The organism is Aminobacter aganoensis, assembly GCF_014206975.1.
Lineage (GTDB): Bacteria > Pseudomonadota > Alphaproteobacteria > Rhizobiales > Rhizobiaceae > Aminobacter > Aminobacter aganoensis.
Genome location: NZ_JACHOU010000023.1, coordinates 13,109 through 35,762, shown reverse-complemented (window position 1 = coordinate 35,762; position 22,654 = coordinate 13,109). Strand labels below are relative to the sequence as shown.

Annotated in this window: 29 protein-coding genes, 1 tRNA gene and 1 pseudogene; 19 read left to right on the top strand and 12 right to left on the bottom strand. The window is 61.5% G+C overall.

Features of this window, described 5'->3' with window-relative positions:
• Nucleotide 1: 1 nt before the first annotated feature.
• The 4 genes from GGR00_RS25460 (at nt 2) to GGR00_RS25445 (ending at nt 2,961) form a co-directional block, all read left to right on the top strand.
• Entirely contained in the window at nt 2-763 is a 762-nt protein-coding gene (locus tag GGR00_RS25460; RefSeq protein WP_055973523.1) for a 3-hydroxyacyl-CoA dehydrogenase, read from the top strand.
• Nucleotides 764-907: 144 nt separating this feature from the next.
• A complete protein-coding gene (locus tag GGR00_RS25455; protein WP_184702111.1) occupies nt 908-1,672 on the top strand; it encodes a DUF2470 domain-containing protein in 765 nt (254 codons plus the stop codon).
• A 130-nt stretch (nt 1,673-1,802) separates the two neighbouring features.
• A complete protein-coding gene (locus GGR00_RS25450; protein WP_055973517.1) occupies nt 1,803-2,099 on the top strand; it encodes an ArsR/SmtB family transcription factor in 297 nt (98 codons plus the stop codon).
• Between the two features lie 58 nt (nt 2,100-2,157).
• Nucleotides 2,158-2,961: a TrmH family RNA methyltransferase gene (locus GGR00_RS25445; protein WP_184702108.1), complete on the top strand. Its 804-nt coding sequence runs from the start codon at nt 2,158-2,160 to the stop codon at nt 2,959-2,961.
• 2 nt (nt 2,962-2,963) lie between these two features.
• Here the strand turns inward: GGR00_RS25445 and GGR00_RS25440 are convergent, their stop codons facing one another.
• Nucleotides 2,964-4,091, bottom strand: coding sequence for a coiled-coil domain-containing protein (locus GGR00_RS25440; protein ID WP_184702106.1), 1,128 nt, complete (start codon nt 4,089-4,091; stop codon nt 2,964-2,966).
• 105 nt (nt 4,092-4,196) lie between these two features.
• The gene (locus tag GGR00_RS25435) at nt 4,197-4,778 is read right to left on the bottom strand and encodes a DUF1134 domain-containing protein (protein ID WP_055973511.1); all 582 of its coding nucleotides are present in this window, start codon (nt 4,776-4,778) and stop codon (nt 4,197-4,199) included.
• Nucleotides 4,779-5,112: 334 nt separating this feature from the next.
• Here GGR00_RS25435 and chpT point away from each other — a divergent pair, with 334 nt between their 5' ends.
• Together chpT and GGR00_RS25425 are read left to right on the top strand one after the other, a co-directional pair.
• Complete coding sequence (gene chpT / locus GGR00_RS25430; RefSeq protein ID WP_055973614.1) at nt 5,113-5,742, top strand: histidine phosphotransferase ChpT; 630 nt, start codon at nt 5,113-5,115, stop codon at nt 5,740-5,742.
• 228 nt (nt 5,743-5,970) lie between these two features.
• Nucleotides 5,971-6,339, top strand: a complete 369-nt coding sequence (locus GGR00_RS25425; RefSeq protein WP_055973611.1) for a response regulator — start codon at nt 5,971-5,973, stop codon at nt 6,337-6,339.
• 96 nt (nt 6,340-6,435) lie between these two features.
• Here GGR00_RS25425 and ctrA read toward each other — a convergent pair whose 3' ends face one another.
• Nucleotides 6,436-7,131, bottom strand: coding sequence for a response regulator transcription factor CtrA (ctrA, locus tag GGR00_RS25420; RefSeq protein ID WP_018429116.1), 696 nt, complete (start codon nt 7,129-7,131; stop codon nt 6,436-6,438).
• Nucleotides 7,132-7,296, bottom strand: coding sequence for a hypothetical protein (locus GGR00_RS25415; protein WP_184702104.1), 165 nt, complete (start codon nt 7,294-7,296; stop codon nt 7,132-7,134).
• Nucleotides 7,297-7,582: 286 nt separating this feature from the next.
• Between GGR00_RS25415 and GGR00_RS25410 the strand changes: the two genes are divergently transcribed.
• Entirely contained in the window at nt 7,583-7,960 is a 378-nt protein-coding gene (locus tag GGR00_RS25410; protein WP_055973508.1) for a flagellar export protein FliJ, read from the top strand.
• 48 nt (nt 7,961-8,008) lie between these two features.
• Here the strand turns inward: GGR00_RS25410 and GGR00_RS25405 are convergent, their stop codons facing one another.
• Complete coding sequence (locus GGR00_RS25405; RefSeq protein ID WP_184702102.1) at nt 8,009-8,404, bottom strand: winged helix-turn-helix transcriptional regulator; 396 nt, start codon at nt 8,402-8,404, stop codon at nt 8,009-8,011.
• A 96-nt stretch (nt 8,405-8,500) separates the two neighbouring features.
• Here GGR00_RS25405 and GGR00_RS25400 point away from each other — a divergent pair, with 96 nt between their 5' ends.
• Together GGR00_RS25400 and GGR00_RS25395 are read left to right on the top strand one after the other, a co-directional pair.
• Entirely contained in the window at nt 8,501-9,427 is a 927-nt protein-coding gene (locus GGR00_RS25400; RefSeq protein ID WP_184702100.1) for an NADP-dependent oxidoreductase, read from the top strand.
• A gap of 91 nt (nt 9,428-9,518) precedes the next feature.
• The gene (locus tag GGR00_RS25395; RefSeq protein ID WP_055973498.1) at nt 9,519-9,974 is read left to right on the top strand and encodes a paraquat-inducible protein A; all 456 of its coding nucleotides are present in this window, start codon (nt 9,519-9,521) and stop codon (nt 9,972-9,974) included.
• A gap of 91 nt (nt 9,975-10,065) precedes the next feature.
• On the opposite strand, the gene sciP is transcribed toward GGR00_RS25395, so the two are convergent.
• Complete coding sequence (sciP, locus tag GGR00_RS25390; protein WP_013529904.1) at nt 10,066-10,341, bottom strand: CtrA inhibitor SciP; 276 nt, start codon at nt 10,339-10,341, stop codon at nt 10,066-10,068.
• Nucleotides 10,342-10,610: 269 nt separating this feature from the next.
• Here sciP and mnmA point away from each other — a divergent pair, with 269 nt between their 5' ends.
• From mnmA to GGR00_RS25370, 4 genes are all read left to right on the top strand, one after another.
• Nucleotides 10,611-11,801 (top strand): tRNA 2-thiouridine(34) synthase MnmA, encoded by a 1,191-nt coding sequence (mnmA, locus tag GGR00_RS25385; protein WP_184702098.1) that lies wholly within the window; start codon nt 10,611-10,613, stop codon nt 11,799-11,801.
• Between the two features lie 12 nt (nt 11,802-11,813).
• Nucleotides 11,814-12,182, top strand: coding sequence for a YkvA family protein (locus GGR00_RS25380; protein WP_184702096.1), 369 nt, complete (start codon nt 11,814-11,816; stop codon nt 12,180-12,182).
• A 93-nt stretch (nt 12,183-12,275) separates the two neighbouring features.
• Nucleotides 12,276-12,521 carry a hypothetical protein gene (locus GGR00_RS25375; RefSeq protein WP_184702094.1) on the top strand — a complete coding sequence of 82 codons (246 nt, stop codon included), beginning with the start codon at nt 12,276-12,278 and terminating at the stop codon, nt 12,519-12,521.
• Nucleotides 12,518-12,853 (top strand): hypothetical protein, encoded by a 336-nt coding sequence (locus tag GGR00_RS25370; RefSeq protein ID WP_184702091.1) that lies wholly within the window; start codon nt 12,518-12,520, stop codon nt 12,851-12,853. Before GGR00_RS25375 ends, GGR00_RS25370 begins: the two co-directional genes overlap by 4 nt.
• A 42-nt stretch (nt 12,854-12,895) precedes the next feature.
• Here GGR00_RS25370 and GGR00_RS25365 read toward each other — a convergent pair whose 3' ends face one another.
• Nucleotides 12,896-13,849, bottom strand: a complete 954-nt coding sequence (locus tag GGR00_RS25365; protein WP_184702089.1) for a Gfo/Idh/MocA family protein — start codon at nt 13,847-13,849, stop codon at nt 12,896-12,898.
• Nucleotides 13,850-14,091: 242 nt separating this feature from the next.
• Here GGR00_RS25365 and GGR00_RS25360 point away from each other — a divergent pair.
• Nucleotides 14,092-14,168, top strand: a tRNA-Met gene (locus GGR00_RS25360).
• A gap of 135 nt (nt 14,169-14,303) precedes the next feature.
• Nucleotides 14,304-14,489, top strand: coding sequence for a hypothetical protein (locus GGR00_RS25355; protein WP_184702087.1), 186 nt, complete (start codon nt 14,304-14,306; stop codon nt 14,487-14,489).
• 241 nt (nt 14,490-14,730) lie between these two features.
• Here the strand turns inward: GGR00_RS25355 and GGR00_RS25350 are convergent, their stop codons facing one another.
• On the bottom strand, nt 14,731-15,006 hold the full coding sequence (locus GGR00_RS25350) for a hypothetical protein (protein ID WP_184702085.1): 276 nt from the start codon (nt 15,004-15,006) through the stop codon (nt 14,731-14,733).
• A gap of 518 nt (nt 15,007-15,524) precedes the next feature.
• Between GGR00_RS25350 and GGR00_RS25345 the strand changes: the two genes are divergently transcribed.
• A complete protein-coding gene (locus tag GGR00_RS25345) occupies nt 15,525-16,157 on the top strand; it encodes a hypothetical protein (RefSeq protein ID WP_055973478.1) in 633 nt (210 codons plus the stop codon).
• 191 nt (nt 16,158-16,348) lie between these two features.
• Here the strand turns inward: GGR00_RS25345 and GGR00_RS25340 are convergent, their stop codons facing one another.
• Together GGR00_RS25340 and GGR00_RS25335 are read right to left on the bottom strand one after the other, a co-directional pair.
• Nucleotides 16,349-17,440: an acyltransferase family protein gene (locus GGR00_RS25340; RefSeq protein WP_055973475.1), complete on the bottom strand. Its 1,092-nt coding sequence runs from the start codon at nt 17,438-17,440 to the stop codon at nt 16,349-16,351.
• A gap of 275 nt (nt 17,441-17,715) precedes the next feature.
• A complete protein-coding gene (locus GGR00_RS25335) occupies nt 17,716-18,432 on the bottom strand; it encodes a class I SAM-dependent methyltransferase (protein WP_055973473.1) in 717 nt (238 codons plus the stop codon).
• On the opposite strand from GGR00_RS25335, the gene GGR00_RS25330 reads away from it, so the two are divergent.
• A complete protein-coding gene (locus GGR00_RS25330; protein WP_082496488.1) occupies nt 18,431-19,591 on the top strand; it encodes a glycosyltransferase family 61 protein in 1,161 nt (386 codons plus the stop codon). The genes GGR00_RS25335 and GGR00_RS25330 overlap by 2 nt on opposite strands.
• A gap of 333 nt (nt 19,592-19,924) precedes the next feature.
• Here GGR00_RS25330 and GGR00_RS25325 read toward each other — a convergent pair whose 3' ends face one another.
• Together GGR00_RS25325 and GGR00_RS25320 are read right to left on the bottom strand one after the other, a co-directional pair.
• Nucleotides 19,925-20,227, bottom strand: a complete 303-nt coding sequence (locus GGR00_RS25325; RefSeq protein WP_055973466.1) for a hypothetical protein — start codon at nt 20,225-20,227, stop codon at nt 19,925-19,927.
• 304 nt (nt 20,228-20,531) lie between these two features.
• On the bottom strand, nt 20,532-20,876 hold the full coding sequence (locus tag GGR00_RS25320) for a hypothetical protein (RefSeq protein ID WP_156381169.1): 345 nt from the start codon (nt 20,874-20,876) through the stop codon (nt 20,532-20,534).
• Nucleotides 20,877-21,297: 421 nt separating this feature from the next.
• On the opposite strand from GGR00_RS25320, the pseudogene GGR00_RS28390 reads away from it, so the two are divergent.
• Together GGR00_RS28390 and GGR00_RS25315 are read left to right on the top strand one after the other, a co-directional pair.
• Nucleotides 21,298-21,492, top strand: a pseudogene (locus GGR00_RS28390) (site-specific integrase); the annotation flags it as partial.
• 366 nt (nt 21,493-21,858) lie between these two features.
• Nucleotides 21,859-22,623: a metallophosphoesterase family protein gene (locus tag GGR00_RS25315; RefSeq protein WP_343065644.1), complete on the top strand. Its 765-nt coding sequence runs from the start codon at nt 21,859-21,861 to the stop codon at nt 22,621-22,623.
• The last annotated feature ends 31 nt before the right edge of the window (nt 22,624-22,654 follow it).

Genomic DNA, 22,654 nt, shown 5'->3' with positions numbered 1-22,654 from the left:
CATGAATCCAAACGGGCAGATCGCAGTGGTCACCGGCGCCGGCTCCGGCCTTGGCGAGGCAACCGCACGCGCACTTGCGGCCAAGGGCGCCAAGGTTGCGATCTTCGACCTCAGCCTCGAACGCGCCGAAAAGGTTGCCGCCGACATCGGCGGCGTGGCGGTGCGCTGCGACGTCAGCAATGAAGAGAGCGCCGTCGCGGCCTTCGCCGAAGTCGCCGCCAAGCTCGGAACCCCGCGCATCCTCGTCAACTGCGCCGGCATCGCCGTCGGCGTGAAGACGGTCGGCAAGGACGGCCCTCATCCCCTGAGCGTCTTCCGCCAGGTGATCGAGGTCAACCTCATCGGCTCGTTCAACATGATCCGCCTGTTCGCCGACGGTGCGGCCAAGCTGGAGCCGCTGCAGGGCGGCGAGCGCGGCGTCATCATCAGCACGGCATCGGTCGCCGCCTATGACGGCCAGATGGGCCAGGCCGCCTACTCCGCCTCCAAGGGCGGCGTCGTCGGCATGACGTTGCCGATCGCCCGCGACCTCGCCCGCTCGGGCATCCGCGTCGCCACCATCGCGCCCGGCATCTTCAAGACGCCGATGATGGCAGCGATGCCGCAGGAGGTGCAGGATTCCCTTGGCGCCGCCGTGCCGTTCCCGCCGCGCCTCGGCGAGCCGTCGGAATATGCCGCACTTGCCCTGCACATCGTCGAGAACCAGATGCTCAACGGCGAAACCATCCGCCTCGACGGCGCGATCCGCATGGCGCCCAAGTAAACAGCCGACGCCTGCATGTTGTTTGTTCGACAGCCCCGGATGCGCAAGCTCCGGGGCTGTTTTCGACTTGCACAAGCTACGTCTTGCCAAACCTGCAAGGATAAAGATAAGTAGATTGAATTATTCACATTTGACGGTGCAGGCGTGGAAGAGCGCAAGAAGGATGTCATCCGCGAAACCGACGCAGAGGCGATCGCGCTGGCGCGTTCGCTGATGCGCAGCGCGCGGCATGGCGCCCTCGCCGTCATCGAGCCGGACACCGGCGCTCCGCTGGCAAGCCGCGTCGGCACCGCGACCGATGTCGACGGCACGCCGCTGATCCTGATCTCGGGCCTTTCCGCCCACACCAGGGCCATCGTCGCCGATCCGCGCTGCTCGCTTCTCGTCGGGGAGATCGGCAAGGGCGACCCGCTCGCCTATGCGCGCATCACGCTGTTCTGCCGGGCAGTCCGCCTGGAGCGCGGCACGCCAGAGCAGGCCCGCGCCGAACGCCGCTACGTCAACCGCAATCCGAAGGCCAGGCTCTATGTCGGGCTTGGCGACTTCGCCGTCTTCCGGCTCGAGCTGGAGCGCGCCAACCTCAATGGCGGCTTCGGCAAGGCCTACCTGCTCAGCCGCGACGACCTGTTGCTGAAAGGCCCCGCGGTGGAGACCATTGCCGGCGCCGAACAGTCGGCGCTCGACCACATGAATTCCGACCACCGCGAGGCGATCGCCATCTACGCAAGCCATTTCGGCAGGCTCGCCGAGGGCTCCTGGACACTGAGCGGTTTCGATCCGGAGGGGATGGATCTTGCTGCCGGTGACGAGACCGGACGGGTACTTTTCCCGGAAATGCTTGTCGAAGCGGCCGATCTCAGGCGTAGCCTTGTCGAAATGGCAAGAGTAGGTCGCGAAGCAAAGTCTTGATTTTTTAGAGGAAAGCTGATTTCTGCTGAATTTGTTAGATCTTTCATCGATTCCATTGAGGATCTATCGTGGTAATTCGGTGTTGTTGCCCCCATGACACCGGAAAGCATTGAAGATGCACGGGGTACGCATGAAACCGAAGAAACTGACGGCAAACGCTGAAGCCGCTGCTTCATTGCTGACGCTTATGGGCAATGAAAAGCGGCTGATGATCATGAGCCACCTGCTCGACACGGAAATGTCGGTCGGGGCCATCGCTGAGAAGGTGTCGCTGAGCCAGTCGGCTCTCTCGCAGCACCTTGCGCGGCTGCGCAACGAGGAACTGGTCGAGACACGTCGCGACCGGCAGATGATCTACTACACCTGCAAGTCGGAAGCCGTGCGCAAGCTGCTCGGCACGCTGGAAGGCATTTTCGACGACGCCTGACGGGCATCCATGCCTTTTCGGCTCCCATAGCGGCCTGCCCTCCGCTATGGAGCAAGCCATGAACATCATCCGTATCGAAGACCCGGCCGATCCTCGTGTCGCGCCCTATCTCAGCATCCGCGAGCGCGATCTGGTCGGCCGCGAAGGACGCTTCGTCGCCGAAGGCAAGGTCGTCCTCAACGTGCTGTTTGCCGCCGGCAGGTTCCAGGCAGAATCGGTCCTGGTCCTCGAAAACCGGCTCGCCGGCATGACCGAGACACTGGCCCTTGCGCCCGACGGCATGCCCGTCTACGTCGCCTCCGCTGCCGTCATCGACGCCATTGCCGGCTTCCACATGCATCGCGGCATCCTCGCCATCGGCAGCAAGGGCGTGGCGCCTTCGGTCGACGACATGCTGGCCGCCCTGCCCGAACGCGCGCTGGTCGCCGTGCCGGTCGGCATCTCCAACCACGACAACATCGGCTCGATCTTCCGCAATGCCGCGGCCTTCGGCGCAGATGCGGTTCTGCTCGACGAAACCTGTTGCGATCCGCTCTACCGCAAGGCGATCAGGGTCTCGGTGGGCGCCGCATTGAAAGTGCCCTTCGCCGTCGGTGGAACGGCAAGTAACCTCGCCGATGCGCTGTCGCGACATGGCTTCGGGCAATTGGCGCTGTCGCCGGCCGGCGAGGCCGACATCCGCGACATGCCGCGGCCCGGCCGGCTGGCGCTCTATTTCGGTACGGAAGGGGAAGGACTGCCGGAGCCGCTGCTCAAGCGGCTGACCACGGCCAGGATCAGGATGGCGCCGGGCTTCGACAGCCTCAACGTCGCGGCCGCCTCGGCGATCGCGCTGCATCATTTCACCGACGCAACCGGATAGGCCTATTCGGCGGGCGGAGACTTCTGCAGCGCCCTGACCCGGTCGGCAAGGCTGATGATCGCCGGCCTGTCGTCATTGCTCGGAGCCGGCGTCCCGCTCGCCTTTGCGAGCGCCTGGGCGATGGGCGACTCCGGCCCCTCGAGCCGCGCCGTGAGTGCCACGACCTCGGCCGCGAGTTCGTGCATCTGCTCGCGCAGCAGCGAGTCCTCGCCCGCCACCGGGGCAGAGCCTCCTGCCCGGGAAAGCTCGCCCTTCAGCCGCTTGTTTTCACGCATGAGCGTGGTCAGCCGGCCTTCGAGACGTTCGCGCTCCGCCGACTGGACGGTTCCGTTGTTCATGTTGCCGGCCTCCTGCGCCGCCGGCGCGCTTTTCAATTGGGCGCGTATGCGGGCAAGTTCGCCCTCGCGCCGCTCGATCTTGTCGTCGCGGTCGCTCAGCGACGTCACCATCTGCTGCAGCTTCTTGTCGAGTTCGCCCGCCCGCTTGGTCTCGGCCATCAGCGCCTCGCGCACGGCCTTGTTGTCGGCTTCGAGCTCGCCCAGCCGCCGGTCCGTGTCTTTCCTCTGATTGCGCAGCAACGACATGTCGTCCGACAGCTTGCCCATCTCGCTCTCGCGGCTCACCAGCTCGATCTGGCGATTGCTGGAGGAAAGGCTGGCTTCGTCATAGAGCCTGCCCATCTCCTCGATTTCCTGGGACCGCTTCTCCAGGAGCCGCTCGGCTTCGGCGAGCTGCTCGGCAAGCGCCTTGACCTGCTCGTCGCGCTTGCCGATCTCTTCATGCAGATCGCCGCGCTTGGCCTCCAGCTCGCTGACCACCCAGTCCTTCTCGGCATGGCCGTCGGCGACCAGCTTCTTCGCCTCGCGGTTGCGGCTGAGCTCGATGGCTTGCGCCAGCACCTTTTCCTGGGATGCCTTGAGCTGGACCTCGACCTTGCGCAGGGCCATGGCATGTTCGGCGCGGAGGCTGTCCTTGTCGGCGCGGATCTCGTCCAGGGTCATGGGCAGCTTCGCCTGGACCCTTTGCCGCGTGACCGAAACGGCGCGCCGCCATACCGACGGCGCGACCAGCAGCACGAGAAACCCGGCGGTCAGGAAGCCAAGAACGAAAAACAGGATCGACTGGACCAAGACACTTTACCCGTTACGGACAGGCCGACTTTGCCATGTTCACATGGCAGGAATCCAGCTCCGCTGCAAATGCTATGGCACCCGACCAGCCTGTTCTTCACACAATCAGAAGGGATTCCACGTCGGCTGCTGCGTCAACTTCAGGTAGCCGAGATTGACCCCCAGCCGCGCCCCGACGCCCGTGCGCACCGGCACCAGCAGGATGTTACCGCGCTTGAGCACGTTGAAGCCGACACCGGCAACGATGTAGGCCGAACCGGCGACGCCGCCATAGCGGTCGTAGAGGTTGTTGATGTCATCCAGGTTGTAGACCAGGATCATCGTGCGCGAACCCTGGCCGCCGAAATCCCAGCCGAGCGAGGGCCCCTGCCAGAACACCTTATGGTCGCCGGCATTCTTGGTGTAGAGCGTACCCTCGCCATAGGTCAGGCCGCCGACGAAGGCGCCGGAACCCTCTTCGCCGAGCACATAGCCGTTCGGCAGGCCATAGGACGCGAAAACCTTCTCGACGACGCTGGCGAGACCGCCCGACGTCGAGCCGAAGAACCGGTGTCCGGAATCGAGGATCTCCTGCGCCGTGTATTGCTGCGCGCGAGACGCAGATGTCGAAAATGCCAGAACGCCGACAAGGACGAACATCGCGGCAACAAGCCGGGCGAACGTCCGGCCATAGAATCGGGAAATCATGCTTCCAAATCTCCGTCAGGGAGCACACTTTCTCCGACGCCCCGGACTGCTGCTGCTCTTGATCGGCGGCTGGCTCGTCCAACTCCGGCAAACTATGCCGTAATCCTTTTTCAACCATTAAACTGCCTGATGAAGATGGCGGATCAAAGGCGCAAAACCCTGTGGAAAGGCCGGATTTGCGCCAAAATGTAGGCATTTTAATCAAGTCCACTGTGCTGATTCTTGCCGCCGTAACACGCGCTGTGTAACCAAGAGTACCGTCGACCAGCCCTGATTCGCATTGGTGGGTCCTGGTCTCATTTTGAGCATAGGCTGCTGCCGAGGGATGCCGTTCATGGCCGATTTGATGATGCTTTCCGCCCCCGATCTCGCAGCGCTGCTGTGCAGCCGGGTCTGCCACGACATCATTTCGCCGGTTGGCGCCATCAACAACGGGCTCGAACTGCTCGACGAGGGCGGCGCCGACGAGGACGCGATGCGCCTCATCCGCACCAGCGCGCGCAACGCCTCGGCGCGGTTGCAGTTCGCCCGCATCGCCTTCGGTGCGGCCGGTTCGGCCGGCATGCTGATCGACACCGGCGACGCCGAGGCGGTCGCCACCGCCTTTCTCAAGAACGAGAAGCCGGAACTGGCCTGGTCGGGCGGACGCGCGCTTTTGCCCAAGAACAAGGTCAAGCTGCTGCTCAACCTACTCCTGGTTGCCCACGCGGCCATCCCGCGCGGCGGCAAGCTCGGCGTCACGCTCGAAAACGTCGAAACCGCGCCGAAATTCACCCTGTCGGCCAGCGGCCCGATGCTGCGCGTGCCGCCGAAGTTCCTCGAACTGCATTCCGGCCAGAAGCCGGAAGAGCCGATCGACGCCCATTCGGTTCAGCCCTATTACACACTGCTGCTCGCACGCGAGGCCGGCATGACGATCTCGATCCACGCCACACCGGAAGAAATTCTGCTGACTGCCGAGTAAAGGGCGCGCCGCGCGTCAATATTCGCAAGCGTAATTCTGGCCGCCTGCGCTTGCCGGGGGCATGGGACTTCGTGGCACCCGGCCTGCACTGTCGCCGGCCTCGACGACCGGCGACGTTTCCACGAATTTTACCATTCGGGTTTTCGGCTTCTTTACGAGGTCGCGCTAGGGTGAGTGCATCACCCCGGCGCGCCAGGCGCGTCCGGCTGCCGCAAGAAGGACCGGGCCATGAAGCGCTGCCTGTTCGTCGATGACTCCAGCGTCATCCGCAAAGTCGCCAAACGTATCCTCAACGGCCCCGACATGGCCGTGGTCGAGGCGTCGACCGGCGCCGAAGGGCTCGACGTGTGTGCCTACGACATGCCCGACATCATCGTCGTCGACGGTGCGCTCGAGGACATGGCAGCCGCCGACTTCATCCGCCGCGTCCGCGCCCTGAACAGTCCGGTCAAGCCGCAGATCGCGGTCTGCCTGACCGAAGTGGACATCGGCGCCATCATGCGCGCCAAGCGTGCCGGCGCGCAGGGTTACCTCCTGAAGCCGTTCACCAGGCCACAACTGCTGGACCGCTTCCGCGCCTTCGACGTCGCCGCCTAATTCGCGGTCCCGATTCGAGGCCCGATTTGAGGCCCCGATTCAAGGCAAAGAAAAACCCGGCACGAAGGCCGGGTTTGACTGAAGGCGGACAAGAAATCAGGCGATTTCGCGAAGCTCTTCCGGTTCGCGCAGAACATAGCCGCGACCCCAGACGGTTTCGATGAAGTTCTGGCCGCCGGATGCCGCGTCGAGCTTCTTGCGCAGCTTGCAGATGAAGACGTCGATGATCTTCAGCTCGGGCTCGTCCATGCCGCCATAGAGGTGGTTGAGGAACATTTCCTTGGTCAGCGTCGTGCCCTTGCGCAGCGAGAGCAGCTCCAGCATCTGGTATTCCTTGCCGGTCAGGTGCACGCGCTGGCCACCGACCTCGACCGTCTTGGCGTCGAGATTGACGATCAGGTCGCCGGTCATGATGACCGACTGGGCATGGCCCTTCGAGCGGCGGACGATGGCGTGGATGCGCGCAACCAGTTCGTCCTTGTGGAACGGCTTGGTCATGTAGTCGTCGGCACCGAAGCCCAGGCCACGCACCTTGTCCTCGATGCCGGCCATGCCGGAGAGGATCAGGATCGGCGTCTTGACCTTGGACAGGCGCAATGTGCGCAGAACCTCGTAGCCCGACATGTCGGGCAGGTTCAGGTCGAGAAGGATGATGTCGTAGTCATACAACTTGCCGAGGTCGACGCCTTCTTCGCCGAGATCGGTCGTATAGACGTTGAAGCTCTCCGATTTGAGCATCAATTCGATGCTCTGTGCGGTTGCACTGTCGTCTTCTATCAGCAGAACGCGCATTCAAATCCCCTTTTCTGCTGCCGGAACATCTTCGCGGTCTCGTCCATACCGGCCCAGTGCTACTGAATCGGAGGCTGCCATCGAATGGTTAACAAAACCTAATTTCGTATGGAAGACCATATCAGAAATTTTAACCGGCGCATACACCCTCTTGAATCCAAACATGAATCACACGGTCAACATCTTAACGCGACGCATTAACAAGGCTGACTAAGCGACTCCGGAGAAGGACCGATCACATTCGCGGCGAAAACCAGAATCTTTACCGGGCCTTAAGTCTCGATGGGTATGATTAACGATGCCCGTAAACGAATGGTTACCGGCGGAGAAAAACTTTAAAAGTTTGTTTTCCATAACCGGGTGTCGAGAACCGGTTCGGGTGCGGCAGGGTCCTTCGGGGCCGAAATAGGCGAGTGCAAGTGCGTTTTTCGTTGTTCGGGAGTATCGGGTCATGAAATCACGTGAGAACCTGGTCAGGCTCAAGCAGTTTCAGGTGAACGAAAAGCGCCGCCAGCTGATGCAGCTTGATTCGATGATCGCCGAGTTCGATCGCATGGCGAACGAACTCGAGATGCAGATCGTCGCCGAGGAAAAGAAGGCGGGGATCACCGATCTCAACCATTTCGCCTATCCGACCTTCGCCAAGGCGGCGCGGCAACGACGTGACAACCTGAAGAACTCCCAGCATGACCTGGCGCAACAGCGCGCCGCTGCCGAATCCTTACTCTCCGAAGCTGAAGCGGAGCTGTCCAAGGCGGAAATGCTGGAATCGCGCGATCGCACCACCCGCGAGGCCGAAACCGGCGGCCGCAGCGCGATGATCGGCTGACAAGCCGCACATCCTCGCAGAAGCTGCCCTGGCAGCACCCGGCCTGCGCTACCCGGTAAGCTCGCCTTCGAGCGACCTTGCCCGCGCGTCGCGGATATCGGGCGCGTGCTGCTCCGACCACACCCTGATCTGATTGAGCAGGTCCGCCAGGTTCCGGCCGAGGTCGGTCAGCTCGTACTCGACCCTTGGCGGAATGACCGGGAAGATCTCGCGCCGCACCAGGCCGTCGCGCTCCAGCACGCGCAGCGTCTGCGTCAGCATCTTGGGCGTGATGCCCTCGACCTTGCGCTGGAGCTCGCCATAGCGCCGCCTGCCCGGCTTCAACGCCCCGACGACCAGGTAGACCCACTTGCTCGCCAGCATTTCGAGCACGGTGTGCGACATGCAATGGCGCCGGAAGGCGTCGTAGCCGAATGGGGTGTCGGGTGCGCAGTCACTATCCATGGGGTACCTATATATCATTGAGGTACATTCTCGACAATCGATCAATACTATCCAAATGATAGTGGCACATGCATTCATCCCAAGGAGGACCATCCCATGCGTGCCATTACCCAGACCACCGTCGGCGGCCCCGAAGTCCTCGAGTTGGCCGACGTCCCCGCCCCGCAGCCGAAGCCCGGCGAGGTGCTGATCCGCACCAGGGCGGCCGGCGTGAACCCGGTCGATGCCGCCGTGCGCGGCGGCTACTACCCGCTGCTCGGCGAACCCGCCTTCACCGTCGGCTGGGACGTCTCCGGCACCGTTGAGGCCGTCGGTTCGGGCGTCACCGACCTTGCCCCCGGCGATGAGGTCTTCGGCATGCCGCGTTTCCCGGCCGAAGCGGCAGCCTATGCCGAACTGGTGACGGCACCGGCGTCGGAGCTAGCCCGCAAGCCCGAGACGCTGGACCATCTGGATGCAGGCGCATTGCCGCTGGCCGGGCTGACCGCGTGGCAGGGGCTGGTGACTTTCGGCCGCCTCAAGGCCGGCGACCGCGTCTTGATCCAGGCGGGAGCCGGTGGCGTCGGCCACCTCGCCGTGCAGATCGCCAAGGCGCGCAGCGCCTATGTCATTGCCACCGCCAGCCCCGGCAAGGTCGATTTCGTCCGCTCGCTCGGCGCCGACGAGGTGATCGACTACACCAGCAACGATTTCATCGCAAAGGCAGGCCCGGTGGACATGGTCTTCGAGGCGCTCGGCGGCGACCATCCCGAGAAGTCGCTGAAGGTTCTGAAGAACGGCGGCACGCTGGTGGTGCTCTTGGGCGCGACCGACAAGGCCGCGGCCGAAGCTGAAACCCGCGGCATCAGGATCGAGCGCATTTCGGTGCGTCCCGATCGTGCCGGCCTCGAGGAACTGGCAAAGCTGGTCGAGGCCGGCAAGCTCAAGGTGCATGTAGCCAGGAGCTTCCCGCTGGCCGAGGCGGCAGCCGCCCACAGCTTCCTGGCCGACAAGCCGATTGGCAAGGTCGTGCTGACGGCCTGAGAGTAACGTCTACGGCTCTGGAAATGGAGAGGCCGGGCGGCGCATCGTCGCCCGGCTTCTCTATCATTCAAGCTTTCGCTATAGCTTGGCGATGCGCTCGCTCTTGCCCCTGATCCTGTTTGCAGCGTCCGCCTGCTTCGCGTTCGGCCTCGTTCTGCCGCTGATCCACGTCGATCGGCTCTATTTCTTCTCCGAAGAACCTTCGCTGATCGGCATGATCTCGGCCCTTTGGCGCGGCGGCGATTGGCTGCTGGCCACGATCGTTGCGCTGTTTTCAGTGGCCTTTCCGGCCCTTAAGCTCGGCCTGTTGCACAACGCTGCCTATGGGCATCCGGGCACCGGCGTTCCCGCCTGGTTTCGCGCCCTGTCCAACTGGTCGATGCTCGACGTGATCCTGGTGGCGCTGGTGATCTTTGCGGCAAAGACATCGGGCCTCGCCACCGCCTTTACCAAGCCCGGCCTGTGGTTCTTCGCGGCATCGGTGGTCCTGACGGCAACCGCTTCCGCCGCCATCAAGCATCGGCCGACGCAGGAGGCAGCCCGGTGACTGGCGTCGGATGCCGGGGAAACCCTTGCTCAAACGAAAAAGGGTGCGGCAAGCCGCACCCTTTCTTGTTGGTTGGCCGTTACGGCCGGTGTCAATGACGGTATTGCTGGATGCGCGTGGTGCGCAGGCCGGCAAGGCCGTATTCGTCAATGGAAGCCTGCCAGGACAGAAACTCCTCGGTCGTCAACTTGTAGCGTTGGCACGCTTCGTCGAGACTGAGCAACCCTCCCCTGACCGCTGCGACCACTTCCGCTTTGCGGCGGATGACCCACCGGCGCGTGTTGGTCGGGGGCAGATCGGCAATCGTAAGCGGGCTGCCGTCCGGCCCGATAACATATTTGACACGCGGTCTAACCAGATCGGTCATCGTACTCTCTACTAAAAACTCAAAGACCCAATCACCTGCCACACTAGCGCCACAGCTTTAAAAATTGCCTAAGCGTCTACTAAGAGCTAAGTAACGAACGTGAACGGATCGTTAGACTCTCCGTCCGCAATTTAACCATCTGCCCAGTTGCCTGATTGCGCGCCGGAAAAAGGCGCATCGGCCCGGTGCGGGTGGCACTGCGGCGAGGCTTGACCTATATTGCAGCCATTGGCATGCAGCCGACCTAAAGACAGCGGAACGCAATCCCGATGAACAGCCTGGACCTGCCCGGACGCCCCGAAGACACCCGCGTGGTTGTAGCCATGTCGGGCGGTGTCGACTCTTCCGTCGTGGCAGGCCTGCTCAAACAGGAAGGCTACGACGTCGTCGGCGTCACGCTGCAACTCTACGACCATGGCGCGGCCACCCATCGCGCCGGCTCGTGCTGCGCCGGCCAGGACATCGCCGACGCCCGCCGCGTCTCCGAGACGCTCGGCATCCCACATTACGTGCTCGACTATGAAGAGCGCTTCCGCAAGGCGGTGATCGATCCCTTCGCCGAAAGCTATGTCGCCGGCGAGACGCCGATCCCTTGCGTGTCGTGCAACCAGACCGTCAAGTTTGCCGACCTGCTCGCCACCGCGCGCGAGCTCGGCGCCGATGCGCTCGCCACCGGCCACTACATCCGCTCCAAGCAGAACGGCGCCCACCGCGCGCTGTACCGTCCGGTCGACGCCGACCGCGACCAGAGCTATTTCCTGTTTGCCACCACCCAGGAGCAGATCGACTATCTGCGCTTTCCGCTCGGCGGCATGTCGAAGCCCGACGTTCGCGCCGCGGCCGAGCGCATGGGCCTGACGGTCGCCGCCAAGCAAGACAGCCAGGACATCTGCTTCGTGCCGCAGGGCAAATATTCCGACATCATCGCCAAACTCAGGCCCTCGGCGGCCAATCCCGGCGACATCGTCCATATCGACGGCCGGGTGCTTGGCCGCCATGAGGGCATCCTGCGCTACACCATCGGCCAGCGCCGCGGCATCGGCATCGCCTCGGGCGAGCCGCTCTACGTCGTCCATATCGATGCCGAGCGCGCGCGTGTCGTCGTTGGCCCGCGCGAGGCGCTGGAGACGCACAAGATCTTCCTGCGCGGCATGAACTGGCTCGGAGACGGCGCCCTGTCGGCGGTGCCGGCCGGAGGCCTGGAACTTCATGCCAAGGTGCGCTCGTCGCGCCCGCCGCGCCCTGTCGTGCTGCACCATAAAGACGGCGCCACCTGGGTCGAGCTCGTCGACGGCGAGTCGGGCATCGCGCCGGGCCAGGCCTGCGTGCTCTATTCCGACGAGGGCAACGAGGCGCGCGTCTTCGGCGGCGGCTTCATCGAGCGCTCGGAGCGCCATGCGGATGCCGAAGCCATGCTGTCGCGGCTGGCCGCGACGCCCGGCTCCATCGCCGCGGAATAAGCGCGACATCCCATGCTCGAAGCGGCCAAGCGCTGGGCGCGGCTTCTCAAGCGCGACGTCGTGGCGCTCTATCTCGCCGCCCGCAGCCCGCTGACGCCATGGCTTGCCCGCGTGGCCGCCGCCTGCGTCGCTGCCTATGCGCTGAGCCCCATCGATCTCATTCCCGATTTCGTGCCCGTCCTCGGCTATCTCGACGACCTGCTGATCGTACCGTTGGGCATCTGGCTGGTAATCCGCATGATCCCGGCCGAACTGATGGCCCGCTTCCGTGCACAGGCAACCGAGATCAATGCCAGGCCGCGCAGCCTGGCCGGTCTCGCCTTCGTCGTCCTGGTGTGGCTGGCGGCCCTCGCCCTTGCCGGCTGGTGGCTGCTCGGCTGACGGGTCGCCCCCGCGACGTGGCGCCGTCACCCTCTCGCCTTTTTCGGCCGTATGATCCGGCCTGGGCGGAGATCGGGCCATCCAGGAGGTAATGTGCTTGTTTCCTTGCGGCGCGTTGCAGCGCTGGCAGTGACACTGGCGATGAGTCTCGGGCTTGCTTTGGCCATCGGACTCGGAGTTGCCGATGCCGGCTGGCTCGGCACCTGCCAGGACGGAACCTGTGAATTGGTAGCCCTGGTGTACGTGATGCCATCGCTTGGCGTGGCCTTCTACATCCTGGCGCTGGCCGTCTTTTCAATCCTGGTGATCAGGAAGCAGAACAAGAAGAGGCTGCAATGACCCGCCTGCTGTTCCGTCTTTTCGGCCTCGCACTGTCCCTCGTTCCGGCCGGCGCAATCGCACAATCATCCGGATGGCGTTTTCCGGACGCCACCGAAGCCGTTCCGGAACTGATTGAGCTGTGGCAGGCCAGCAACGCGCTTTGCCGCGGCGCCAACGGCGGTGACGTCAAGGTGGCCGCCGCCTGCCTGTCGCGATCCGTCTACGGCTTGGCCCTCAACGAAAGGAACTGGTGCCTGGGGACGAAGGCACAGGCCAATGCCCAAATGACGTGGCACGAGTGCCGCGGCGACTCCCTGCGATTTCCTGCCTTCAGCGTCCCTGCCTATTGAAGGCGGGACGGAACGCGGGCGGCACCTCGCTGGTCGCGCTGCTCAGTCGTGCGTAACCGTGCCCGCCGTCAGGATCCTGAGTACGCCCAGCGCCTCGTCGGCGCCGGTGCGCGGCTCCTCACGCGTCTGGATGCAATGGATGAAGTGCTCGAGCTCGCGCGTCAGCGGCATCGCGTTTTCAAGCGGGATATAGGTCGGCTCGTTCATCGTCGACGTCCACTGGCCTTCGTCCTGCCACACCGCATGACGATACAGCGCAAGCTTGCGCTCTTGCGGCTCGACGTCGTCGAACACCGCCATGCCCTTGGTGCCGACCACCGTCAACCGGCGCTCGCGATAGGGATTGAGCCGCGAGGCGAACAGATGGCCGCGCAGGCCATTGGGGAAGCGCATGTGCAGGTGGGCGAAATCGCTGAGGTGATTGAGCACGGCGGCACCCTCGCCGCGCACCTCGATCGGTGCCGTGCCGGTGATCGCCAGGATCATCGACAGATCGTGCGGCGCCAGATCCCACAGCGCGTCGTTCTCAGCATGGAACTTGCCGAGGCCGAGGCGATGCGAATGGATGTAGCCGACCTCGCCGAGTTCGCCCTTGTCTACCAGCGCCTTGAGCCCTTCGAAGGCCGGGTGGAAGCGCAGCACATGGCCGGTCATGAACACGCGGCCATTGTCGCGCGCCGCCTGCACCGCGCGCTCGGCGTCGGGCACGGTCAGGGCGATCGGCTTTTCGACCAGCACGTCCTTGCCGGCTTCGACCGCCCGAATCGCGAAATCGGCGTGGAATTGCGGCGGCAGCGCCATGACGATGGCGTCGACGTCGGCGCGCGCAAACAGCTCGTCCGGCGTCAGCGCCAGGCAGCCATGTTCGGCGGCGAAACGTTCGGCCCGGGCCGGATCGACGTCGGAGACGGCATGAAGGGCACCGAGCGACTTCAGGGTGCGGATGTGATTACCGCCCCAATAGCCGCATCCAAGGACTGCAATACGCGGATTCATTAGGCTCTTTCCAGGGGGATTTATGTCGGCAGACATAATGTCCGGGCCGCTCTAACTCAACCCCGCCGCCTGCGCCATAACGGCCCAAGGCATGACCAAACGGCAGCTTGCGAATTTCCCAGATGAAGGCGTCATCCATGCTTGACAGGCTCGCCCTGCCAACCTTATATCCGCCCGACCTTGGCGAACGCTTCGACGCCTGCCCCATCCGTGGGTGGAAAAGTTGGACTTTCGCCGGCCCTGGCGGGGTAGCTCAGTTGGTTAGAGCACGGGAATCATAATCCTGGGGTCGGGGGTTCAAGTCCCTCTCCCGCTACCACTTCTTTTTTCAGTAAAATCAAAGACTTAGAGGCCTAGAGCGCCACCCATTCGGCCGCTTCTTTGATGCACCATGTTGCAACGGAATTCCCTTGGTTCCAAGCGTTTCCACTGGCGCACGGCCAGCCGACGCGACATGGAACGCGACACAAAGGGTGACGCGATGACCGCGAAAACTCTACGTCGCCGCATGTCGGAAAAGCGGCGGCAGCACATCTTCTCGGAGAACTGCACCGGCCAACCTGGCACCGTGGTGCATCTGAAGCGTGAAGCTCAAGCGTCGGTCGGATATGAGTTGGCCTTGCTTCCAATCCACCTTTAGTTCGCCATCCCGTGCACTAAGCGCCCGTGTAAGTGCCGGGGTTGGAAACATCATGGCTTAAAACTTGTATGCCAACCCGACACGAGCATCGTTCGCCTTGAAGGCGAAGCTGCCACTCCCGAGTCCATCGCCGATGTTCAGATCACCACAATCCGTGTATCTGTACTCAGCCCGAAAAATTCCTGATATCCAGAGCAAAATACGTTCGTTAGCATAAAATTCTTCACAACAATCTTCGAACTTACCCCCCAGCAGAACACAACATACGGTCGAGAAATTTATTGACAATTCCTAAGTTCACCTTTGAAGTGTTGCCAAAACACAAAATGATACTTGGTCTTCCGTCCGGCATCGGCGATTTCCGGGCCGTCGAAATCTTAAATGCCGCCGTCGTTTGGCCCTCGCCGCCCCTCTCGCGGATCGGCTGCATGGTGTGCGCCGTCTCCTGGTAGGCGGTCGACAAGATGTAGGCCAGATGCCTCAACGACGTGCCACGGCGCTGCGCCTCGTCGAGCATGCGCTCGGTGCCGTCGACCTGGCTTTGCGAAAAAGGTACCGAACACGCCGGATGAGCGCACGCAAGGCCGCGTAGAAACGCGAACCGTCATGTTGATGCACCATTGTGGGTGTCAGCGTCCCAGCCTTGTAGGCTTAAGGTTGTACTTCCAGACCCTATGTTTTACCGAGTTGCCAAAGGGGAGTGACAACCATGGATAAGGCCACGGCCCGCGCAGCAAAGTTTTGGGACAATGCACCGCGTGTCGCCAACAGGGCTCGCTGGTGGCAGTCGCCCACCGTAATCCGCCACATCAATCAACGGGTCTGCGGACAGCCTATCGATGGAGCACATGCCGGTTTCCACCGTCGGCTAGCCGAGTTCGCTTCACCTATCGGCAAGGCCGTATCGGTTGGCTGCGGAAACGGTGCCAAAGAGATTGGGCTCGTCCTGAGCGGCCAGGTCAAAGAGTTCCACCTATGCCTTGTCCCCACTGGCAGTTTGTGGCTTTTCTGCCTGCGATCGTGGGAGCTGCGAAAATGTTGCTGAAGAAATTGCGCGGGCTTTTTGGCCCTGCGGAAACTGGGCGTGTATACATTACCGGAACAGGTCGGGCAGGAACCACCTTCCTGATGCAGCTTCTTACAGAATTGGGACTCGATACAGGCTTTCATGAGGACGATGGTTCGAGTTACTTCGCAACCGCTAGGGCTGGCCTGGAGTGGGATATCTTCGATCCAACCGGCCCTACGATCGTCAAGAGCCCGTTCCTATGCGATCACATGGATGACCTGTTGGCTGCCGGGTTCGAATTCAGGCATGTCATTGTGCCGGTGCGCGACATTTCAAGCGCTGCCGCCAGCCGTAAGCTTGTGCAGACACAGACCACAGGAACGGCCGATGGGATCGCTGTAGCCGGCGGTTTGTGGGGAACGGATCGCGGGACAGATCAAGCGGATGTGCTGGCTCATAAGTTTGCAGCAGTCGTTGACGCCCTCGTGCGCAATGATATCCCCACAACCTTTGTCAGCTTCCCCCGTATCACGAAGGACAAAGAATATCTGTTTGCTAAGCTCGCGCCGATTTTCCCGAACATCAGGGCAAGTAGATTTCGGAGCGCGTTCAAAAGAGTTTCGCGCCCCGAGATGGTAAACGACTTCAAGCGCCCCTAAGCCGCTGCTGCATTGAGGAGGCGGTTGAGGTGCTGCCCAAATTCAGCTGGAAGACTGGATCTACCTCGCCGTGATCATCGTCGCGCGGATGCAGGTCCTTGGTCTGCTGGTTGTCGACGTCCTCTATCCGATGGACCATGCTATGTGCGCAAAATTCAGATCGGGACATCGATGGCGTCAGCGCGGAGTCGTCAATTGGCGGGCACGTATCGCTGGCGCCATGAACTCAGCGACGACGCGGCAAACCGGCCCAGCCGGTTTCCGGGCCGCTCTACGAGCAAGTAGAACGCACAGGCCAGGGGGACAGAAAAAGCGAATGAAATGACCGCGCAGAGGACAAAAGTGAGAGCCGCCGGCAGAGACAGGGCATAGACCGCATCATATACCCACCGTGAATAGTAGATGATCGGCGCATGCACCAGGTAGAGAGAGTAGCTGATCGTCCCAAGCGCCACTGTCAGGCGGTTGACAATCGCCCGTAGGGGACAGAGGTAGCAACCCAATACCGCCAATCCCGCGGCGGCAGCCTTGCCGTGATGCTCCCAACGACCCAGCACGCCCCAACGCCACAATATGATGAAGGCTAGCGCAGCCAGCAGGCACGACGCCCCAATCCACAGGGCATTACGCCGGTGATAGAACAGCACTCCGACCTGGTAGGCGACAATCCCTGCGCCGAAGATCGGCAGGTGCCGGAAAACAGAGAGCTTCCAGTATGCCGCTGGGTCGGCCACGAAGCTTGGAAGCAATACGAGCACGGCCTCGGACAACACGATGAAGCCGACGAACATCGCACTCGCCCGCCAGGGAGTCTTTACGATGGCAAAGATAAGTGGAAACACCGCGTAAAAGGCCATCTCGACGCCGATTGTCCAACTTGCCCAGACAATACCGGCCTGCTCGCCCTCAAAGAAATTGAACACAAACAGCATACTGAGCAGGAGAGAGGTCTGCGGAGCATTCAGGCCAAATCGCCAGTAGAGGAATGCCACATAGAGCAGCAGCAGGGCATAAAACAGCGGCGCGATGCGGAAAAACCGTCTTAAATAAAAGACGATGGCCGACTGCGATTGAGAATCATGCCGCTCCATCGCGTAGTACAGACAGAAGGCGCTAACCGCAAAGAAGAGCGGCACACCGAAGCTCTCACCCACCAGCCATCTGATCCATTGCGGGGCTGGGAACGAGTGAATGTCATATGTGTGCTGAAGAACGACGGATGCGGAGGCGATGCCACGCAAGGCGTCGAGCGCGCGAATGCGCGAATTCTGACTGGAATGCATAGCCCCTCCGCTGCCGTCGCATAGGCGAGAAATGTCGAAGAAGACAATACAGAACCATGTGAAATCCTGACGCTTCTACTACGCAGCGGCGTCAGACGTTTGATAGGTCCCGGAAATGACCAAAGTTGTGGTGTTGGTAAAGTCGGCGTTGCTCAATGCCGTCGCGACCCCGGCAACCATTTTGTAAAGACCGATCCGTAGTGCCGCTTGTGAGGGCCATCAGCGCGGTATCACCAACACCCGAAGCAAAGCTGGTTGCATTTGCCGCCAGGGCACTAGCGAATGATCATGACCGGTGGCTCAACAGCGGCTTTTTCGACTACCACCATGCTGTCATGGATGTGGATTGCGGGAACGCTGCGATGCAATTGCATGTCCGACAGATCGTTCTTGATGGGCGCATACCACGCGTGCAAGCTGTCGATGATGTCTTTGGTGACTTCAATGAATGTGCCTGGACGTTTGTAGCCTCCCTGCCAATCACCTTCCCAGTAAGAGGTATGCAGATCTTCGCAAACGTAGAGCCCTCCATCAGAAAGTAACGGGAACAGCGTACGAAACGAAGTCAGCTGATGCTCGGCAACGTGGCTTCCATCGTCGATCACAATGTCTACGCCGCCCATCTCGGCGACCACCGCGCGCAAGAAATCAGGATCAGCTTGGCTGCCGATTCGGCCATGGCAATTCAGCCCAAGTGCTTCTACCTTGGCAGCCGATGTCGGCTCGATATCAATGCCGTAGATGGTGGCCTGTTCACCAAAGTATGGGCGCCAGACGTTGAACGATCCACCGTCGAATATGCCGATCTCCAGGAACCGCAAGGGCTTGTTCCGATAGGAGGTAAAATACCTGTGGTAGATATCCAGATAATGATGCCACTTTAGGGATATGCCACCAGCCTTCGTGAAGTAAAGTTCGGCTAGTGGGGATTTCGATTTCGTCGCGAGTTGCGCGATTTCTACGGGGTCTGATGTCTTGCGAAAGCCGTCCATGCTTGCCAATCTGCTTAGAGCTGTCCGCAATAATCCTCGAATAGAGGCTCACCAAACCGAAACAATTCCGCAACCTGCCACGCAAAGCATCCAACCTGGGACAAGCGTAACCTCGGACAGGATCGTGCGGCTGGCCTCAAATCTGAGTTCGGATCGGCTTGGAACCCTGAAGCGCATGCTACTCGAAGACCGCGGCTATGTCGCGCCCGACATTGTGACAAAGAGGCTCTTCGACAGCGTCCTCGATACCAACACGGGGCTGGTGGTGCTCCCTGGCGGCGAACTGGAATCGTCAGCTTCGCATATTGCAAGCTATTACGTGGACACTAGACAGCCAAACCTTGCCCAACAAGTTCGCAAGGCTGCACAGACGGAAATCAAAGAGCGGGCAATTCATGTCTTCCATCGGTCGTGCGGTGCGTATGGGCACTTTCTCCTCGATGGCCTTTGTGCGCTGGCGCTGTCCCGCCAGATGGTTCGATCCGAGGGCCTGAAGATCATTGTACCCAAGTTTCTGCCCCGGAGGGTTCAGGAAGTCTTGGTCGAATTGGGCTTCCCGCCTGAGCAACTGATTGTGACCGAAGGGAAAGTGCTCGTCAGGGACATGTCGTTGTCCAACATGTTAACTGGAGTGAACTCTTTCAAGCCGCGCCAAGATATCATCTCCTGCCTACGGGAGTTCACAGATGCGAAACGGAATGCTACGCCATCTCGCAGGATCTACCTAACTCGTGAAGGTGCATACTCGCCACGCACAGCGCGGAATGAAGTGGAGGTGGTCTCCGAATTTCAAGCTCATGGTTTCGAACTCGTAAGCCCTGCCTATCTGAGCTTCCGCGAGCAGATCGACCTGTTCTCCCAAGCGAAGGTGATTGCTGGCAATCACGGATCGGCCTTTGCCAACATGGTCTTTTCACCACCGTGCGCACAGATAATCGACCTCATGCCCGAACACTGGGTCGGGTATTGGGGTGACACTGGGTATGCAGAACGTTGGCTGTTGAACCTCACAGCGGCGTGCGACCACAACTACACGGTGATCCTTAGCCCTTCTGAGATGTCAGGAGGACCATGTCTGCCGAATGCTCCCTCCGAGTTAGCTGCGATCAAGTCTACCACCGACCTGGACGCAGTCCGTAGCGTGCTGACGACACTTTAGAGCTATTCGTCGATGTAGGTCATCCCAGTTCCTGTCGTTTTCTATTTCGCGGTCACTAGACTAGAACGCCTGGAAACAGACGCTCAAAATCAGACAAAGTAGAACCCCATGACGGGGATCACTGAAGTGTTGGTAATGTCGGCGTGGGTCAGGGCTGTTACTGCACCGGCCGACAACTTGTAGATCTGAAGGCCAGTGCCACCCGCCGCCCCCATGGAAGCCGTCAACATCGTATCGCCAACACCAGACGTAAGATTGTTCAGTTGGAGAGCTCCAATCTGCGCGGATGTGTACGGCAATCCAGTGATCGACAGATTGCCCGTCGAACTCCCCTTAGCGGTAGATCCCGCTCAGGCGGAACATCACCATGTTGCCGATGCGCGTGAAGTTGCCCGTCTGAGCGCCCAGCGTCATGCCGGTTGTGCCGCTGGCAAAAGAGAACGTCGGCGTGAATGATCCCTCCTCGTACCAATCCAAACAGTTGGGCGAGCTTCGTGCCGTATTGTTGAGAAACAGCCCCGGCACCTGCGAATAGGCGCCACGTGACTCCTGCCCGGTAGTATAGACCTCCCCGAGGTAGTCGATCCTGTCGATCTCCGCCCCGCCAACGCGGGTGATTGTCGGCGCAGCGTCCACACCCTGAAGGCCGTAGATTGCGACGCCACGGATGAGGCTGCAGAAGCATCGGCGCGGAACTCAGGCGCGTCATTTGTCCCGACCTGGTTGAACGTCAGTCCAACAACAGCGCGATTGGCGCCCGGTACCAGATTGACGGATTTGCCGAGCCCTACTGCGACCCTTGGAACGCCGAGATCTGCAAACAGAAGATCGTCAGCACTGGAGATATAGAGAGCATCCCCGTCATCGTGGGTGATGTGCAGGCCACTGAAGGTGCACAATGCGGGGTGGCGACCAGATGTCTCGTCGACCGCTCCGGTGATCACAAGGCCATAAGCTGCGGCAGAACCCGTTGAGATAGCCAGGTTGTGGAATTGCAGCGGTACATCGAGTTGACGCCTGGGCGGGCCTCGCTGTCCATGATCATGCAATAGGCAGTGATATTGTCGCACACGTTGCAGCAACGAACATGCTGGAAGATCGAGAACGAGCAGCTTCGGAGGTGCAGGCTTTTGCTTGCAAGCAGATTTCCGTCAAACTGGACCGCGTAAATGCCGCCGCCGCTCATATCTGCCGTGCCGCCTGGCGGGCAGCCGAAGTAGCACAGCGTGCCCGCTGCGGCCCCGATCCATTTCAGAGCGGTGCCTTCCGTCGTTGTAGGGGCCACGGAGAAAGTCGCGCCGGCCTGAACGCCGCGCGGCGTCTGGCCCTCCCTGAAGACGCTGATGGTTTCACTTGTGGCATAGACCTTTTCATGAACTGGAGGGTGATACCCACGCCACCGAGTGTAAGCGCCGCATTGATGGCCGGGCCGTCGTTGCCGATGGCATCCGAACCGACGCGTCCGGAACGACGAGCGAAGAAGTGACCGAGACCCTTGCTCGCCATCTGGAAGAGGCTGGCGACAAGTTCGCGACGTAGATCGCGTTCCACGGTCTCTCCCCAATCCCGGATTGCCTGCTTGCTCGGGCGATGTGTGCCCGACGATGGAACGCTGTCCTTCATCGCATCCTCCTAGGTGACGGTCACGAACCCGGTCGCCACGCTGGCGGGAAGACGACCAGGGCAAAGCCATTAAGGCCGCGAGCGCGCTTCGGCACTTCTACGCGTCATGGTCGATCGATCGGCCGCAAGATGGTGGCCTCGGATTGCCGGCGAAAGTCGTCCAGGAACGCCTTGGGCATAGTTCCATCGTCATGACCATGGATACGTACGGCTACCTGTTCCCACGCGGTGACGACGCCGACGAAATGGCGGTAGCAGAGAAAGCGCTTCTGGGATGAACGCGACATAGACGCGACACATCGTCAAATTACTTAATAAAAACAATAGGCCGCCCAAGCATGATCATCCTGTGAGGCAAGCCCTCTCCCGCTACCACTTCCTTCCTCCGGAATGATGCCTCTGAAGTGGCGCCTCTCGGCCTCCGCGAGGCGCAATGGCCGCGATCGTTCGGCAACATTAACGACCATCGTCTCGCGCCACCACGGCCATTCATCTCCGCGCTCTTTACCATGACCAGCCGATTTTTGCAGGTGTCGGCGGCGGGGCATGCCTGTCCGTGGTACATCCCGCTATAATGCCGCTCGTTTCGAATGTGCCGGGATGGTTCGGCGGCGGCGCGGCCGCGCATGTGAGGCAAGATACTGGTGGGTTTCCTGAATTTCCGACAGCAGAACAGGCCGCAGGGGCGCGAGCGGGTCGAACTCGACCTGTCCGACACGGTCGTCTACGCCGTCGGCGACGTGCATGGCTGCTTCAGGGAGCTGCGTTCGCTCGAGGCAAAGATCGTTGCCGACGCGGCGACGCTGCCCGGGCGGAAACTCATCGTCATGCTCGGCGACTACATTGACCGCGGACCCGATTCGGCGCGGGTGCTCGACCACCTGATCGCCCCGCCGCCGGCCGGCTTCGATCGCATCTGCCTGATCGGCAACCACGAGGCCCAGGCGCTCGACTATCTCGACGGCAGGCTGTCGCTCGAGCGCTGGCTCGCCACCGGTGCCCGCAGCGCCCTGTTTTCCTACGACATCGACGACGAGCATCTGGCCGAACTCTATGGCAGCAGCGGCAAGCTCGACGAGTACATCCGCGCCAACATTCCGCGCGACCACATGCAGTTCATGCGCTCGCTGCCGATCATGGCCTATTCGGAACGTTTCCTGTTCGTGCATGCCGGCATCCGGCCGGGTGTGCCGCTTCTCGACCAGAAGGACGACGACCTTCTCTACATCCGCGAGGAGTTCTTCGAGGCGTCACGCCGGCTCGATCGCTGGACGGTGCACGGCCATACCCCTGTCGACTTCCCGCGCATCGAAGGCCGCCGGCTCGACATCGACACCGGTGCCTTCAAGACCGGCCGGCTGACCGCGGTGCGGATCGCCGACAAGGGTGGCCGGCTGCTGTTTTCCTGACATGCCCCTAAAGGGCAGCCCGTCCTGCTCA